General features: G+C 63.8%; 9 protein-coding genes. 1 reads left to right on the forward strand and 8 read right to left on the reverse strand.

Going from position 1 to position 16,808, the window contains the following annotated elements; translation table 11 throughout:
• Window positions 1–139: 139 nt before the first annotated feature.
• From Pla111_RS05970 to Pla111_RS05980, 3 genes are all read right to left on the reverse strand, one after another.
• Complete coding sequence (locus Pla111_RS05970) at window positions 140–1,387, reverse strand: PQQ-binding-like beta-propeller repeat protein (RefSeq protein WP_146572333.1); 1,248 nt, start codon at window positions 1,385–1,387, stop codon at window positions 140–142.
• A gap of 74 nt (window positions 1,388–1,461) precedes the next feature.
• On the reverse strand, window positions 1,462–1,899 hold the full coding sequence (locus Pla111_RS05975; RefSeq protein WP_146572335.1) for a DUF1844 domain-containing protein: 438 nt from the start codon (window positions 1,897–1,899) through the stop codon (window positions 1,462–1,464).
• Window positions 1,896–3,632, reverse strand: a complete 1,737-nt coding sequence (locus tag Pla111_RS05980) for a CTP synthase (RefSeq protein ID WP_146572337.1) — start codon at window positions 3,630–3,632, stop codon at window positions 1,896–1,898. Before Pla111_RS05980 ends, Pla111_RS05975 begins: the two co-directional genes overlap by 4 nt.
• Window positions 3,633–3,927: 295 nt before the next feature.
• Here Pla111_RS05980 and Pla111_RS05985 point away from each other — a divergent pair, with 295 nt between their 5' ends.
• Window positions 3,928–5,088 (forward strand): serine hydrolase domain-containing protein, encoded by a 1,161-nt coding sequence (locus Pla111_RS05985; protein ID WP_146572339.1) that lies wholly within the window; start codon window positions 3,928–3,930, stop codon window positions 5,086–5,088.
• 217 nt (window positions 5,089–5,305) lie between these two features.
• On the opposite strand, the gene Pla111_RS05990 is transcribed toward Pla111_RS05985, so the two are convergent.
• From Pla111_RS05990 to Pla111_RS06010, 5 genes are all read right to left on the reverse strand, one after another.
• A complete protein-coding gene (locus tag Pla111_RS05990) occupies window positions 5,306–8,002 on the reverse strand; it encodes a tetratricopeptide repeat protein (protein ID WP_146572341.1) in 2,697 nt (898 codons plus the stop codon).
• 674 nt (window positions 8,003–8,676) lie between these two features.
• Window positions 8,677–10,905, reverse strand: coding sequence for a hypothetical protein (locus Pla111_RS05995; RefSeq protein WP_146572343.1), 2,229 nt, complete (start codon window positions 10,903–10,905; stop codon window positions 8,677–8,679).
• Between the two features lie 232 nt (window positions 10,906–11,137).
• On the reverse strand, window positions 11,138–13,357 hold the full coding sequence (locus Pla111_RS06000; protein WP_146572345.1) for a hypothetical protein: 2,220 nt from the start codon (window positions 13,355–13,357) through the stop codon (window positions 11,138–11,140).
• 472 nt (window positions 13,358–13,829) lie between these two features.
• Entirely contained in the window at window positions 13,830–15,233 is a 1,404-nt protein-coding gene (locus tag Pla111_RS06005) for a tetratricopeptide repeat protein (RefSeq protein WP_146572348.1), read from the reverse strand.
• Window positions 15,234–15,304: 71 nt separating this feature from the next.
• Entirely contained in the window at window positions 15,305–16,756 is a 1,452-nt protein-coding gene (locus Pla111_RS06010; protein WP_146572350.1) for a class II fumarate hydratase, read from the reverse strand.
• Window positions 16,757–16,808 lie beyond the last annotated feature (52 nt).

A 16,808-nucleotide genomic window follows, 5' to 3' on the forward strand; every position in this document is an offset into this window, starting at 1 on the left:
GGTTGAAAAACGCTAGGGTTGCTGCGTCCCTGGCGAGATTCCCGCGCAGGGCCCGTGTTGGTTCTTCCAAGTGCGCACCACGCGGGACAGCTGCTCAGCAAAGCGTATCGCAACACGCTCCTGACGCTGGAGGCTTGGGTTATTCCTGGACCCAGTCGTATACCGCCAGGGCGTGTAGCTCACGGACAAAGAGCTGCCCGCCGCACACCGCGATGTGGGCCCAGGTTTCGGCCTCGCTGATCGGTCGGCGGTCGATCTCCTCAAATGTTTCCGGATTAGCACGGAACAGAAGGAGCTCACCCCGTTCATCGAGCGCTAGGATGCGATCCCCGAGCACGGCCATGCTTTGGTACTTGCCGTAGGGCTGGGTGCGCCAGGCCTCTTCGCCAGTTTTCAGATCAAGACATTGGATACGTTGGTTGCGTAAGTGCAGGTAAAGGTGATCGCCAACCACGACGGGTGAAGACATGTAGGCTTGGGACTTGTTTGACCAGACCTGCTGAAGACGGCCGGGGTCGTCGCCGTCGCGACGCCATAACTGCGAACGCCCGGTGTGTGCGCTCGTGAAGAGTTTGCCGTCGTAGAGCACGGGAGTGAGGATGTTCATGCCTCGAAAGGCTTCGATCGTTTGTGTCCAGAGCTCGTCACCGGTCTCGGCGTCGATGCCTTTAAGGGCTTCCCGTGTTTGAACAACAGCCAGCCGTTGACCGTTATCATTGGTCAAGTAAGGAGAGCTGAAAGCGCCTCCCGACATGCCGCCGCCATCGGGAGCCACGCGCCAAGCAACCTTGCCTGTCTGCTGGTGGACCTTTACAAAGCCGCCGCCCATTTGTGCGTAAAGGTAGTCGCTATCCAAGAGCGGCGAAGATGCACAGCCAAACTTGGGGGCCTCTGAGCCCAACTCAGCGGGAAAGTCGAGCCGCCAGCGCTGTGCCCCGGTCTGCGTATCGAGGGCAACGAGTACGTCTCGGATCCCCGCCACAAACAGCGTATCGGTATTGGCGACGGGCGTGGCGCGGATCCAGCTGCCGTTAGACGCCGCGAAGAAGGGCACCGTTAGCGAGCCGGGCCACTCCGCTTCCCACAGCCGCTTGCCTGTTCGACGGTCGTAGGCAGAGGCAACCTCGGTTTGTTCGTCGCGGGTTTCGGTCGTGAAGACACGGTCACCGACAACAATCGGTCCCGAGTAACTCGGCCCTAACTCAACGCGCCAGCTCAGCTTGAGCACATCCTCGCCCAACGACTCAGGCCAGGCCGTCCCCTGTGCCACGCCATCACGGGTCGGCCCGCGCCATTGTGGCCAATCCGAGCCCAGGCTGATTGACACCAGCATCTGAGCCAGGAGACAACCCGCGAGGGAGAATCGAACCGTTTTATCGAGCAGCATCTTGGCACCTTCCCCTGGCTTGGCCTTTTCTTTACCGAACAGCAACGACTCCGAACAACAACGACACCGAGGGCTTAAGACTCGGCGCTGAACTTACCAGCCGGCGTCTGCGGCGGCGCGGGGTTGGTGACGAACGCCATGCGCAGCTGGTGCAGCACGTCTTCCACGGCGGCGGACTCGTCTGCCGAGAGGTTGCCCTTGGTCTTCATGCGAAGCATGTCGATCGTGTCGATCAGGTACTTCGCTTGCTCGCGATGCGGGGTCGTTTCTCCCGTCAGCGGGTGCGGGAAGTGCCCCATCGCCATCATCGCTTCGGTCGCCAGCGATGACAGGAGCATGCCGAACGAGGCCGGCGGCAGCGGCGGATCGGCGGGGGTGCCAGACGCAGACGCTTGACCGGTCGCCGGGGTTTGCGGTTCGGAGGTGGTTGTTTGCTGCTGGGCCGCTTCCTTTTCAGCGGCGACCTGCGACTTCCAGTCTTCGTCGATGATGATCTTTTTTTCTTCGCTCATCTTGATTCGCTGCCCTGGACTTTTTGCTTGCTTGGATCACCTGCTGATGACGCGGGTGATTGCGTGGGGCGCTCGCCCTTGCGCTTGCGGTGCTCGACCGCGGCCCCGACAAAACCGGCAAACAGCGGCTGCGCGGCGATCGGCTTGCTCTTGAACTCAGGGTGATACTGCACAGCGAGGAACCACGGGTGGCCGTTTTCTTCGGTTGCCGGAGGGAGCTCGATCACCTCGACCAGTTTGCCGTCGGGGCTCGTGCCGCTGAAGCGGAAGCCGTGCGCCTCGTACTGCTGTCGAAACTGCTGATTATTGAACTCGTACCGGTGGCGGTGCCGCTCGGAGACTTGGTCGATGCCGTAGCATGCGGCCGCCAGCGAGCCCGGGGCCAGCACCGCCGGCTGCGCGCCGAGGCGCATGGTGCCCCCCTTGTTGGTGATCGCCCGTTGCTCGTCGAGCAGGCAGATCACCGGGTGCGGCGTGTCCTTGTCGAATTCGGTGCTGTGGGCGCCTTCGAGTCCGACCACGTGCCGCCCGAATTCCACCACCGCGCACTGCATGCCCAGGCAGATACCAAAGAAGGGGACGCCGCGTTCGCGAGCCCAGCGGATCGCCTGGACTTTGCCCTCGATGCCGCGCTCGCCGAAGCCTCCGGGAACCAGCAGACCGTCGTAGCCGGAGAGCAGCCGCTCGGGCCCCTCGGCTTCGACATCTTCGCTGCGGATGCGGCCGATGCGGATCTGTGCCTTATGGGCGATCCCGGCGTGATCGATCGACTCGTAGATCGATTTATATGCGTCGCGGTGCTCGGCGTACTTGCCCACCACCGCGATGCTGATCTCATGGTCGGGCCGGCGCAAGCGATTGAGCAGGTCGCGCCAGTCGTCCAGATTGGGTTCATGGGTTTCGAGGCCGAGCCGATCGCAGACGATGCCGTCGAGCCGGTTGTCGTGCAGGCTGAAGGGGACCTCGTAGATCGAGAAGTCCTTGTCGCGTTCTTCGATCACCGCATCGACGGGCACATTGCAGAAGAGGGCGATCTTCTCACGATCGTCGCGGCCGATTGGCTGCTCGCTGCGGCACACAAGAACGTCGGGCTGGATACCGATCTGCCTGAGCAGTCCGACCGAGTGCTGCGTGGGCTTGGTCTTGAGCTCGCGGGCCGCCTTCAGATAGGGCACGAGGGTGAGGTGGATGAAAAGGCAATTGTTTTTGCCCCGTTCGTCTTTGCCGGCGTCAAAGGCAAACTGCCGAATGGCTTCCATGAATGGCTGACTCTCGATGTCGCCGACCGTGCCGCCGATCTCGGTGATCACGACATCCGGTGCCGCCTCGGTGTCGGTCGCCTTGGCGGCTTTGGCGATGCACTGTTTGATCTCATCGGTTACGTGCGGGATGACCTGGACGGTCTTGCCGAGGAACTCACCGCGGCGTTCTTTATCGATGACCGATTGGTAGATCTGCCCGGTGGTGTAGTTGGAATGCCGCGTGAGGGGACCGCTGGTGAAGCGCTCGTAGTGGCCCAGATCGAGGTCGGTTTCCGAGCCGTCGTCCAGCACGTAGACCTCGCCGTGCTGATAGGGGCTCATGGTGCCCGGATCGACGTTCAGATACGGATCGAGCTTCTGCATCCGCACCGACAGGCCGCGTTTTTCGAGCAGCATGCCGATCGACGCGCTGGTGAGCCCTTTGCCGAGCGAGCTGACGACACCGCCGGTAACGAAGATGTGCTTGGGCATAACGGGCGCGAGTCCTTTCCGAGGGCGGCGTAGCGGGGCTAGGGTATGGCAACTAGTCTATCGCTGCGCGGCTCTGATTGCAGCCGCCACAAATCAGCTCCGGAGGCTACCGGCAAGAAAGCCGTCGTAGCGACGAAATGCAGTTGTATTAGGCCCTTTTGCTTCAAGCGGCTCGACCTTAAGCCCCTGTGCTAAGGGACCATTTAGGCGGGCTTTCGCCCTATGGGGGAGCGCGCCTAGCGTCGCACGAGGCCGCCGACCCGGCACGTCCTTTCGCACGAACTCCGAGCGCAGCATGCAGCGGAAGCTCTTCTTCGCAAACTTTCTGCTGCAATTCTTGTGGCTGCTCTTGGCGTCACTACCCCTGCGAGCGCAACCCCCCGCCGGAGAGGCACCGCTCAGGGCCACGCTGGACGCGATCGTGCAGCCGGTTGTTGACGACAAACTGATCGGCTGCGTGGTGGGTGTGGTAACACCGACCGAACGGCTGGTTTTATCCTATGGCTCCGTGCAGCCCGCCGGACCCGCGCCGGATGGAAAAACGCTTTACGAGATCGGTTCGGTTTCCAAAGTCTTCACGGGCACGCTGCTGGCCGATGCGAACCTGCGTGGCGAGCTGACGATTGACGATCAGCTGGCCTCCTACCTCCCGGAGGGGATCGAGCTCAAGCCACAGGAGGCTCCGATCACACTACGGCACCTCGCGACGCACCGGTCGGGTCTGCCACGACTGCCGCCGAACATGCTCATCTGGTTTATGGACCCCACGGATCCGTACCGGAGCTACACGGACGAGATGGCTTGGAAGGCCTTGGCGGGTTACCAACCCCCCCGCGCACCGGGCAGCTACGAGTACTCCAACTACGGCATGGGACTGTTGGGCATGGTTGTCGAAAGAGCGGCTCACACGCCCTATGAGGTGTTGCTGCGCGAACGAATAACCGACCCGCTCGGAATGAGCGATACCACGATCGAGTTGAGCGCAGAGCAGCAGCAGCGCTTTGCCCCAGCTCACTTCAGCAACAAGGCAGCCGGCCGAGCCTGGACTTTTGATGCCTTGGTGGCGGCCGGCGGGATTCGCTCGACTGCCGACGACCTGATCAAGCTCATCGACGCGGTGATCTCCGCCCGCAGGGCCGATCCGAAACTGCCCGCCGAACCGGTAATCCGTGCGCTGGCTTTAGCAACGACCCTTCATAGCCCGGCCGAGGAAACGCCCCGCGTCGGGTTGGGATGGCATGGCGCGCGCGATGGGGTCTCGTGGGTGCATGCGGGTATGACGGGCGGCTACACCGCCTATCTGGCAGTCACGGTTCTGCCAAAGCCTGAGCGCTATGCCGGAGTTGTGGTGCTCAGCAACATTGCGTCTGACGCGGTTACGCCGATGGGCGAGCAAGCGCTCGTGGCGACCTTGAAGCACGTCACCCAGAGGATCGAATTGCCCATTGAGCGGTGAGCCCTGCAAGCGCCTGAATGGCGTTCGCCGGAGTGCCACTCAGGAGTTACCAGCCGGTAAAAAAATGAAAGGCTCGGCCTAAATCGGCCGAGCCTTCGCATCCCCCCCCATCATGCCAACACATAAGGTTGGCGCTTCGATCGGTAGCCCCGTCCTCGTTGCCGAACAGGGAATCGGCACGGAAGACGTCCACGATTCCGGGCTTGTTCTATTATGGTTAGCGGAGCAAAGGGTTGCTCTGCGAAGCCTGACGCACCGCCGGCTGAGTCAGGAACGCTTCTCCCTGCTCGTAGAGCGCCAGTCGTTGGCGATACTCGGTAGCATCGGGCTCGGGAGCGATCGCGATCGCGTCGCGAGCCACCTGGCTCGCTTCTTCAAAGCGACCGGCGGCGGCCAGGGCGGCCGCGGTGGTATCCAGCAGGATATCGTCGGGCGTTTCTAGCAAACGCTCGGCCTGGGCGGCGTGTGCGAGCGCTTCTTGGCCGTTGCGGTAAGCTTCGACCGGGCAGGTTGCCAGGAGCCAAGCCAGGTTGCGATGGGCCGTCGGATCGTTCGGCGACTGATCGATCGCTCGGGCATAGGCTTCTTTGGCCAATCCGTAGCGACCGAGGTCCACGAGCAGGTCGCCGCGGGCGGACGCGATCGAGCTGTCGTTGGGGTTCAGCAGGAACGCCGCGTCGAGGTGACGCAGAGCCGCGTCGAGTTTGCCAAGCATATGGCACACGCGTCCGCGTCCGGCATGGGCGACGCCCAGGTCCGGATCGATCAGAATGGCGGTTCGATACTCGCTCAGCGCGTCCTCGAACTCGCCGTCGATCACCGAAAGTGCCGCCAAATTCGAGTGCGCCTTGGCGTACTCGGGATTCAGGTCAAGCGTCTTACGAAACAGATCACGTGCCTTCGCGTTGTCACCACGTTGCGCAGCCAGGATGCCAAGGTTGTGCAGGGCCCGCCAGCAATCGGCCTCGCACCGCAGCGCTTCTTCGAAGTCGATGCCGGCTTCGACGGGTTGCTCCGCATCCATCAGCAGCTCGCCCCGCTTGGTCAACGCCCATGCGGCCAGCTTGTTGGCGTAGCCGATCGCTTCAGGAGACTCATCGATGGCCAGCACGTAGCGGCAGCGTTGCACAACGGCTTGGAAATCATCGGGTGTTGTGGCTTCGGCACCCAGATCACGCGCCTCGGTCAGCAGGTCGCGAGCACGCGGCGAGGGTTCGACCATCGCGGGCTGCTCTTCGATCTCCGTCAGATGACGGGGAGCGACACGCGGCGTGTCGGCGACGATTGCCCAGTCTTCAACGCGGTCTTCTACCGTTTCTGAAGGGAAGGGCGCGGCGGTGGCTTGAAGATCAGTTTTTTCGTAAGCGGGCCGAGAGATCATCAGCGGAGCCGCCGCCACTTGAGCAGGGTCTTGGGGCTTGGCGACACGTTGGGTCGGCGTCGCAAGCGGCTGCGAATCGAAATCGTTTTCAGGCGTCACGGCGAGCTTCGGCTCGGGCGGCAGGTGCAGGCTTTCGACAACTACCGGTAGGGTTTCGTCTTGAGAGGGACGGCTTACCTGCGGCGGGGTCGCTTGGGGCAGGGTCGCTTGGGGCTTGGTCGCGGGAAGTTTCGCAGCAGACTTTTCAGCAAGCGTTGGCAAAGTGTCACGCGACGGCAACGCCGTCGGAGCTTGCGCCGAGGGCATTGACCCCTGCGACGGTTCCGATGAAGCAGCCACTCCAGTTGGTCGTGGCTTTGTGGCCACAACGGGAAGCTTGGCTTGTGATGTGGCTTGCTGAGCGGCGGCCGGCTGCTTGGGAGAGACCGCGGCTGGTGCCTTTGAGGCAGCCACCGGCGTGCGTTCCGGGGTTGCCATCACATGGGGATTAGCGATCTCGCGCGGGCCCTTCTTCTTGCTGCTGCTTACCGCAGTGGGGGCAGCCGCTGTGTCTGAAACTACGATCATCCCGGCAATGTCGTCGGGACCCTGCGGTGCCAGGCGTGCAGGCGACGCGGAGAGGGGGGCCGGCTCAGAGGGGAGCATCATCTGAGACAGCGGGTCGTGTCGTTCAGCAGCGATGCCCTGCGGGCGGCTTGGTGCCGTTACCCGTTCGATCACATGGCTCGGTGCCGTGTTCAGCGGTGCTGCGGCGACCACACGCGACAGACCAGGCTGCGAGGTGGTGGGAATGGCCGAAGCACTCTGACGACCGCGCGACGCGGCGACTTCTTGGCGAGCGGGCTCCTCGGACTCGCTTCCTCCCCAGCCCAAGTCCGAGAGCAGGCCCTGAGGCGCTTGGCGTGGTGTGGCGAGAATGCCGCCGCGCATCGGACGCTGAGCAGGTACCGAGACGGATCCTGAACGCGGAGCCCGTTCGTTGTAGGCGGCCAGAGCGAGATCCTGGGGGGGCACGCTTCGTTGGGGAGGTGCCGACGCCGCCGGATCGCTCGCAAACAGAGATTGGCTGAGTCGGTTCAGCAGCCCCGGCGAGCTGGGGGCCGATTTGGCCGAAGGAGTCGGGCTCGGCTGATGGGCAAACTGAGGCACACTCCGGGCACCGCGCGGCGAACCCCGACGCGAGCCGAACTGACTCGCTTCGCTGGTCGGTTGAACCGCTTTAGGTGTGGGCTGGGGCTCGCCATCGCTCCATAGCCGCTTGATTCCGCCAAGCGACGAGAACACCGAGGGGCGTTGCTGCAGTGGCTGCTGGCTGATTTGTCGGCCTGGTGCCATCGCCTGTGGCTGATGGTACGGCTGAGCGTAGGCCTGGCCTTGATGGCCTGGGTAGCCCGCCGCGGCTCCTTGCGTTTGAACCCCCCGAGGAAGGTCCTCGGCGTAGATGATGTGCTGGGCAGCGGCGTGCGCTGTCAGCGAAGCGGCGTAAGCAAAGGCCAGCATCAGGGGCAGGCGTAACGACAAGCGTTGGAGCATGGCTTGAGGATCCCGTCTCACTGTTCGTGACAGCCCGAGGCGTTTTCGGGCCGGCGATCTACCAAAAAGGGACGGCTAGGCCGCACCTTACGGAGAGCATCAACAGCGATATCGGAACGTCGGCACGGCCCGCGTAACCCTAAATGTCGAAGAAACCGATACAACCAGCAAAGTCACCCCAAGTCTCCACGGCTGGTGCCGCTATCAGTGCTGTCAACGGGTGCGGGCGCGGACCATCACTTGCACTGATTGCCGCGGTTAGGGGCTGAAACCGTACAAGGGTACAAAATCCGTCAGAGGATTCTGGGCCGGGTTCGACAAAAACCCGCTCAGCCGACTTTTTGGATAAGCATCCTTACGGCTTAGTCCATGCCTTCCATCGAGGGATTCTTATCGCCAAAAACGGTCGATTTCGCGATATGGAGCGAGGCCGCCGACTGACCCAGGAAAACGCCTCTTTTGCACCTAGGCGATGCGGCAGGGTTGCCCGCAAGTGGCCCTCGAACGGGCCGGCCGAGCCGGTCAGAAGTCGCTGAGGTTGAGCTGACCGACGCGGATTCGGTGGTTCGCCAAGTTGCCGGTGTTGGTCCACCCTCAGCAGTTTCGGAATCGGCTCGCGAGCACACCGCTTGCCAACCAAGTCCGATCGACTCGTGGGTTTGCAGATCCGGCCGTTAGCGAATCGGAACCCGGCGACGCGATAGCCAGCCGGTGTTAATCGCGACGAACGAAAGGAGACTCGCAGTTGGTTCGGGGACCGCGTTCGAAAACGTGGCCGCAGTCGCTCCATAGTTGCCCGCCCACACGTCGTAGTCGTTTGGCGTGAACGTGGTGTCGAGGCCGTCCCGCCACACCGTGTAATCTGCCGCATCGACCATTCCGTCAGCGTTGAAGTCACCGTCGAGGGCGGGGACCACTTCGAGGAAGAGGGTCGCCCCGCCCGGGTTGAGCTGCCAATCGAGGCCCTGCGCCAACAGGTTGGGGAGGCTCACGCCGCCGAACTCGCCATTGGCCCCTCCGCTGGCGAAGAGGAAGTCGAAGATGTCGCCGACCGACGGCGTGAAGCCATCGATCAGCGTGACTTCCAGATCGCCTTCGAGCGTCGCGACGCCACCGATTTCGACCCGGTCGTGCGAGCTGGGGCTAGCGATCTCGATTTCGAGCGTCGCGGTCGGTTCGAGAACCAGATCGCCATCAAAGCTCATGGTGCTAAGGCTGTTGCCCGGTGCCAGCGCCCCCGCGAACGACGCGAGGCCCGTACCGGTGAAGCTGCCGTTGCCTGACACGGTGCCGGTGAAGTTGTTCGTCCCCGCAAGTGAAGCGACACCATCGTTCACGATATCGCCGTTCACCGTGCTGTTGATGAGATTGATCTCGCCGTGGCTGTCGAGACCGCCGTCGAACGAGAGCGTACTGCCGATCGCGTTGATCTCGGCACCCGCCGTGTTAGTCACCAACTGCGTGAAGGTGAGCGTGTCGGCGGTCGTGTTAATCGTCCCGCCGGTGGCGTTGATCGTGGGGACTTCGACGCGTCCGGTGCCGGTGATTTGGCTCTTGTTGGTGAGCGTGCCGACGCCGGTGAGCGTCGCGGTTTCGCCGGCCAACTCGATCTTGTCCCCGTTGATGTGCCCCGCCGCCTCGATCGTGCCGACTGCTCCTGATCGGAAGCGAGTATCTCGTACCGCGATCTCGTAGTTTTCCGTTGCGATAGCGGCGGTAACGATTTGCCCAAAGGTGACGCTTTCGCCGTAGCTTACAAGAGTCGTCTCCGGGCTGAGGGTAATCACGCCGTAATTAGCAAGGCTCCTGCCGCCCAGCGGCGTGCCATCAGGGTTTGCGTGGTTGCTCTTTACGTCGATGTCTGCGGTCGCGGCGACACCCAGATCACCGATCGTTAGCCCCATGAGATCGATTAAGCCTTCAACGTAGACCCGTCCGCCCCCTCCGTTTGACGCACTAGAAAAGCCTCCACCGATGGCGTTGACGTCGGCATTCAATGCGACCTCTTTCCCAATTAAGCGGATGCCGCCGCCGCTGCCCGATCCGCTTGCAGCGGCACTGCCAGCCCCAGTCCCACCGCGTGCCGAGATGGCTGCGTTGATCGTCAATCCGCCAAGAGCGTTGATTTCAATCGCTCCGCCACCGCCGGCACCTTCTTGATTACCAAAAAAAGTGGTGAGGTTCGCACCGCCGCTGCCCCCCTGCAGCACCGTGGTCAGGTCGCCATAGGTCGCCCCACTGAGGTCAATTTGAAGTTGATTGCTGCCGGAGCCGCGCCCTCCAAAGCTGCCAGCTCCGCCATCGTCCGCGAAGTTGGCAGTAGGCGCGGGATATTCTAAGCCACCGCCAGGTCCTTCTCCGGGCAGATGAGGTGGAGGCGAGGGAGCAGCAAGCGATGCTCCACCATCGAAGCCCCCCGGCCCACCGCGTCCGCCGGGAGTTGGCGTCGTCGGGGCGAAGCCGGGGATATCGTCTCCATCGACCGAGAGCGGCGTAGCGATCGTCGCGTCGCCATGCGACAACAGGGCGATCGCTCGCCGACCGGTGATTTTGATGTTTGCCGATGGCTGAAGGTCGATGCCGTCGAAGGTGAACACAGCAATCTCCGGGATCCCAAGTTGGCCCGGATTGGCGACCGGGTCCCAGACCCCGTCGAAGTAGTCAGCCTGTCCGTTCTGGTCATCAGCCACCCCGGTAAACAGCGGCACGCCGGGCGCGGTGTTATCGAAGATCTTCAGTGTGTCGGTATCGATCGTGTAGTCGCCTGCCGGCAGATTGAGTGTGCCGAGCGAAGCAAAGTCGAGCGGGTCCAGCGGTTGGGCGAACGCGGGGCTGCTAAAGAGGAGGCCAGCAAGGTAGGCGATTGTCTGTAACAGGTACCGATCATAAAAGCGGCGTTGCATGGCGAGACTTGGGATTCAGGGGCTCGGCTAGTCACTCAGGTGTAAGTGAGGGCCGCTGTAGACCGGCTCAGTATAACTGGTCGGCGGCGGCTACGGACGCTTGATGGCCGCGTTGGTTACATCACCACCGAGGCGGATGCCGTCTCCGCAAACTCACAGCGGTGTCCTCGCTGCCATCAGACCTCGGCGACTTTTGCGAGGCTCCAACTCGCACGTGTTGGTCCAACCGCCTTCAGTTCCGTCGCCGTTGTTGTCCTGCGGTGACAGCGATTATCAGCAGAAAGCCAGCGGTCGGTTCCGGTACCGATATCGACGATGCCGGGGCGGTCGCCCCAAAGTTGGCTGACCATACGTCGTATTCGCCGGGCGTGAACATCGTGCCGAGGCCGTCACGCCAGACGGTGTAATCGGCTGCGTCGACCGTGCCGTCGAGGTTGAAGTCGCCGTTGAGCGCCGGAACGGCTTCGAGAAAGAGCGTCGACCCGCCCGGGTTGAGTTCCCAGGCGAGGCCCGAGGCCGACAGGTCGGGCAGGTTGATCGCGGCGAAGCTCGCGTCGAACGCACCACTGGCGAACAATAACGCAAAGCTGTCGCCGAGCTGGGGGACGAAGCCGTCGAGCAACGTCACGTCGAGCGCGCCTTCCAGCGTCGCGAAACCGCCGACTTCGACCCGATCGTGCTCGGCGCCGGGCGTCGTGCCGGCGATCTCGATCTCGAGGGTCCCGGTTGGCCCGAGGTCGAAATCGCCCTCAAAGGATACGAGGCCGGGGCTGTTACCCGGAGCGAGCGTGCCCGCGAACGCGCCGGTCCCGGTGCCGGTGAACGTACCCGTGCCCGACACGGCGCCCGTGAAGGTGTTCACGCCGGCGAGGGAGACACTGCCGTTGTTGACGAGGTCTCCCTCGAAGGTGGTGTTGATGAGGTTGAGATCGCCGGCGAGGTTGAGGCCCTGCTCGAAAGCAAGCGTCGAGTTGATCGCGTTGATCTCCGACCCACCGGCGGCTGACGCGTGGCGAGTGAACGTGAGCGTGTCATTGACGGCATTAACGGCGCCGCCGTCGCGGTTGTTGAAGAGGGTTTCGACGCGGCCCGTGCCCGAGATCGAGCCATCGTTGGATAGGATGGCGGTTGCGATGGTGGAGCTGAGAACACGCGCGTCGGCGGCGGCGAGGGTGATCTCTTGGGCCGGCGCGATCTCCACGCCTTCGGCGATGTCGATCGTGCCGCTGCGTTGGACCTGCACGTTGAGGGGCACGAGGAACAAGTTAAGCGATTCAGCGGGGTTGCTTGCGTCGATCGGCTTGGACAGGTCGAGGGTCTGCGCGCTGGGGACGATGGTCAGGGCGGGGCTGAGCGTGATCACGCCGAAGAACTCGGGACCAGTTTCCGCTGAACTGCCGCTGCTCGACGCCACGTTGATAGTCGAGAAGTCGGCCAGTCCGAGCGCGTCCGAGGGTTGGCCGACGGTATAGATGAAGTCGTTGGCCACCTGTCCGGCGAGGTAGACCCGGCCTCCACCGGCGGTCCCCGCTCCGCTGGAAGTCGAGCCGGCGTGAGCCAGCAGCGATGCGTCGAGTCGAATGCGGCTGGCCGAGAGCCGGATACCGCCCCCGGAACCGGGTCCAAACAACTCGCCGCCGCGGGCCGTGATGTCGGCGTCGATGTCGAGGATACCGCTCGCGGAGAGTTCGATGGCGCCCCCGCCCCCGCTACCGGTGCGCCCGAATCCGACATTCCCGGCTCCGCCGCCTCCGCTTCCGCCTTGCAGTACGTCGGTCAGGTCGCCGTACGCCGATCCCCCCGGCGCTCCGCCGGACCCGGCGGACCCGTGGCCCCCGAAGGCGCCCGCGCCGGGCGGCCCGGTGAACTCGAAACTTCCCGCAATCGCTCCCGTGCCCGCTCCGCCTCCCGGTCCGTGGCCGGCGAGGCCTTCGAAGATAGAGGGCGCGGGCTCGACGAGCCCGCCCCCGGCGAAGCCGCCTGCCCCGCCTGCCCCGCCGAGTCCGATCGTGTTGAGCTGATCGCCGTCGGAACCATCGACCGAAAGTGCGGTTCCGATGGTTGCGTCGCCGCGCGACAGGAGAGCAATCGCCCGCGTCCCGGTGATCGTGATGTTGGCCGTCGGCTGGAGGGCGATGTCGTCAAACGCAAATACGGCGATCTCGGGGATGCCGAGCTGGCCCGGGTTGGCGACCTGGTCCCAGGCACCGCCGAACGTGTCGGCCTGCCCGTTCTGGTTATCGACGACACCGGTGAAGAGCGGCACGCCGGGCGCCGTGTTGTCGAAGATCGTCAGCGTGTCGGTGTCGATCGTGTAGTCGCCCACCGATAGATTGAGCGTGCCGAGCGACGCGAAGTCGAACGGATCGAGCGGCTGGGCTGACACGGAGCCGACGAAAGGAACGGCCAGAGACACCAGTAGCAACGTCGGCAGGAACCAGCGGCGTTTCATGGCGGCACACAATATTCGGGGGTGCGCGCGAATCCGGTGGTCGCCCACTCGAGCACCCGCTGCGAGGACCCCACTATATCAGAAGCCGATTGGTCACAGGCGTCAGAATCCCCGCTCGCAAATCGCCAAGGTTGCCTCAGCCGCAGCGGGTTCGAGCCTGGCTGAACTCGCGTCGGCGCCCGTCACCTCAGCGGATTTGCCGCTGCGCGAAACCGTCTGCCGGCTATCGCTTCTACGCGGCTGGTTTGGTCGTCGCTAAGTACGAATAAGTGACCCTCCTGGGGGCCTTAGCGTGCAGAATTGCACGAATGTGGGCGGTCCCACGAAATACTCCCAAAATGGCAGCCTGCGGGAGCTACTCGGATTGGGAGTGCGATTTCCGGCGTAAGACCTTGCTCGATCAGCCCTTCTCAGCGAAGGCTATGACGGCTTTTGTGCCTTTGTACGGTCCCACCCGTTAGGGACCAGACGGTTACTTCTCTACTTCGTAGCCGGCGGGCGTGACCTGCCGATCCATCAGCACCGAGACCCCCCGCGGCAGCTGCCAGTTCGAGCCGCGTTGGAAGGCCGCGAGCCGCTCTGAGGCACCGGGGCTTGTGGCGGTTCGAGATCGGGCTGCCGTATTGATCGCTAGCACCTGCAGGCGCGTCGCGTCCGTATAGCGCTGCTCCGCTGCCGCGGCGACCGCAGCCGCCTCAAGGGTCTCGACGGTATCGCCAAGAAGCTGACGGGCTCTCTGAGCCGACTCAGAGGCCATGCGCGGATTGCGGTGAGTGCGATCCGGGTGGCAAGCCAGCAGCCACGCTAGCCCACGATAGGCATCCGCTCGTTGGGGATCGGCTTCCAGCGCCGCGAAGTAGTCTCGTGTAGCAAGCCGATACTCGCCGCGCTCGGCGTAAAGTGCGGCACGTCGATCGAGCGCCTCGGCGTCGTCCGGACGTGCGCCGAGGAGGTCGTTCAGGTCGGCTAGGGCATCCTCGGGTCGGTCCAGACGCTGATAGACTTCCGCCCGCAGTCGCAACGCCCCGACCGTTTGAAAATCGCGTGCATCACCGAGCGGCGGGCCTGCGGCAACCGCGGCGTTGCAGTCGGCCAGTGCGGCCGCCAGATTGCCGTTCCGCACGTAAGCGGCGGCGCGATTGCGGCGGGCTTCGATCCACTCGGGCTGGCTGGTAAGAACTTGGTTGAACTCGGCTAGCGCTTCAGTCAAGCGCTGCGCCTCGGCGAGCGATACCGCGAGGCTGTGGCGGACCTCGGTCGCGGCGGGATCGAGCGACAGCGCAGCGCGGAAGTCGGCAAGGGCCCCCGGGGCATCCCCTTGCTTGGCGAGCAGCTGGCCGCGTGAGTGGCGGGCCCATGCCCGCAGCCGGTCGAGCCGTCGTCGCTCATCGGCGTCGTGCATGCCGTTCTCGGCTTGGTCGGCCAGCGTGAGCAGCCGATTGAGCCGATAGGGCGTTGGCTCGCCGCTCGCGGCCCGTTCGAGTTGTTCAATTGTAAGCGGCTGATGATCGGTCTCCGTCGCGAGGGTTTCCCCGGAGAGCGGTGCGGTGGCGCTGTCGTGAGCGGCTAGCGTTACCTCGCGCGGACCTGCGAGCAGGGCTGCGATGTCATCTTCCGGCAAGGTGAGCGGCGTCGCGGTGTCGGCCACCGTGAGCGGCGCGGGTTCACGCAGGGTAAAGGGGGCTGGCGTCTCAGACCGCCGAGCCGGTTGGACCGTCCACGCGGGCAACGCGGCGGGGAGCGCTCCCCCCAGCCGATCGGCGATGTCGTCTGCCCGGGGCTCGGGTTCGGGCGGAGCCAGCGTGGGTTCGGGCTGGGCATGCACAGCGCTGCCGATCAGTAGCACCGCCGTGGCGATCCATCGTGTCGCGTCCATCCGTGGCTCGCTAAGAAAGAGGGGAAGTCGTGAGTGCGCCGCAAGGCGTGATCCGCGCGGGCGGGGGCGGTTCAATCAACCGCATCGGGCCGCGTCATGCGGTCGTAGTTCATCAGCTCTGCCAGCCGTTCAGGAGCCATCAAGCCGAGTTCGCCAACGAGCTGCTTGATGGTCTTGTTTTCTTTGTGAGCCTGCTTGGCCAGAGCGGCACACTTCTCGTATCCGATTTCTGGTGCCAACGCCGTGATGGTCATCAGCGAAGCATCGAGCAGCTCCGCGCAGCGTTCTTCGTTGACTTCCAGGCCAGCGAGCAGTTTGTCGACGAACACCTGGCTAACGTTTGTTAGCAGCGATACCGATTCGAGAAAGGCCTCGATCATCACCGGCATCGCGACGTTGAGTTCAAACAGGCTGCCGACGCCCCCCATGCCGGCCATGGTGACCGTCGCATCGTTGCCGATGACCCGACAGGCCACCTGCATGACGCTCTCGCAGATGACCGGATTGACCTTTCCGGGCATGATCGAGCTGCCCGGCTGAATGGCCGGCAGATTTAGCTCGCCGAGGCCGCAGCGGGGTCCGCTACCCAGGTGGCGGATATCGTTCGCGATCTTCGACAGCGACACCGCGATCGTCTTGAGCAGACCGTGTGATTCGACAAAGTCGTCCTTTGCGGCTTGGGCCTCGGTATGCTCGGCGGCTTCAAGAAAGCCGCCCTGGTCGTCATCGTCGCTCACCGCGATGCCGGCGAGTCGCTCGGTAAGCGTATCGGCAACAATCGTTGCAAACTCAGGATGCGCGTTGATGCCGGTGCCGACCGCTGTCCCGCCAATCGGCAGATTGGAGCTGACCACCATCCGAATCATCGCGGCGTGCTGGCCCGCACCGGCGATCTGCGAGGCGTAGCCCGCGAAGACCTGACCGACTCGGATCGGCGTGGCGTCCATCAAATGGGTACGGCCGATCTTGACGATGCCGTCCCACTGCTGCGCTTTAGCGGCGAGCGCATCCTCAAGCCGATCGAGCGCCGCCTGCAGCCGTGCGGTCTCGCAAGCCGCGGCGATGCACATGGCGGTGGGGAACGTGTCGTTCGACGACTGCCCCATGTTGACGTGATCGTTCGGGTGAACGCCCCCCTCAGCCTTGGTCGTCGCCCCGAGGCCCAGTTTTTCATTCGCTAAGGAGGCGATCACCTCGTTGGCGTTCATGTTGGTGCTGGTACCGGAGCCCGTTTGGTAAACGTCGACCGGAAAGTGCGAGTCGTGTTGGCCCTGGGCGACTTCGTCCGCGGCAGCGAGGATCGCGGTGGCGAGTCGATTATCCAGCTTGCCCAGGTTGAGGTTCGCTTGGGCACAGGCCGCCTTGAGGTGGCCAAAGGCGTGGATCACCGCAGGCGCTAGGGGCCGGTTGGCGATCGGAAAGTTTTCGACTGCCCGGGCTGTCGAGGCACCGTACAGGGCCGTGGCAGGCACCTGCATCTCGCCCATGGTGTCGCGTTCGGTTCGGGTTGCAGGTGCTGTCATTGCTATCAGGTGGTGCGAGTCGAGTGCGAGTCGGAAGTAGTGGAGTGGTACA

This window comes from Botrimarina hoheduenensis (genome assembly GCF_007859815.1).
GTDB classification, from domain to species: domain Bacteria; phylum Planctomycetota; class Planctomycetia; order Pirellulales; family Lacipirellulaceae; genus Botrimarina; species Botrimarina hoheduenensis.

Bases quoted from the DNA above. Each gene is read 5' to 3' on its own strand.
- Pla111_RS05970 (WP_146572333.1), bottom strand. From the start codon at position 1,387: ATGCTGCTCGATAAAACGGTTCGATTCTCCCTCGCGGGTTGTCTCCTG.
- Pla111_RS05975 (WP_146572335.1), bottom strand. From the start codon at position 1,899: ATGAGCGAAGAAAAAAAGATCATCATCGACGAAGACTGGAAGTCGCAG.
- Pla111_RS05980 (WP_146572337.1), bottom strand. From the start codon at position 3,632: ATGCCCAAGCACATCTTCGTTACCGGCGGTGTCGTCAGCTCGCTCGGC.
- Pla111_RS05985 (WP_146572339.1), top strand. From the start codon at position 3,928: ATGCAGCGGAAGCTCTTCTTCGCAAACTTTCTGCTGCAATTCTTGTGG.
- Pla111_RS05990 (WP_146572341.1), bottom strand. From the start codon at position 8,002: ATGCTCCAACGCTTGTCGTTACGCCTGCCCCTGATGCTGGCCTTTGCT.
- Pla111_RS05995 (WP_146572343.1), bottom strand. From the start codon at position 10,905: ATGCAACGCCGCTTTTATGATCGGTACCTGTTACAGACAATCGCCTAC.
- Pla111_RS06000 (WP_146572345.1), bottom strand. From the start codon at position 13,357: ATGAAACGCCGCTGGTTCCTGCCGACGTTGCTACTGGTGTCTCTGGCC.
- Pla111_RS06005 (WP_146572348.1), bottom strand. From the start codon at position 15,233: ATGGACGCGACACGATGGATCGCCACGGCGGTGCTACTGATCGGCAGC.
- Pla111_RS06010 (WP_146572350.1), bottom strand. From the start codon at position 16,756: ATGACAGCACCTGCAACCCGAACCGAACGCGACACCATGGGCGAGATG.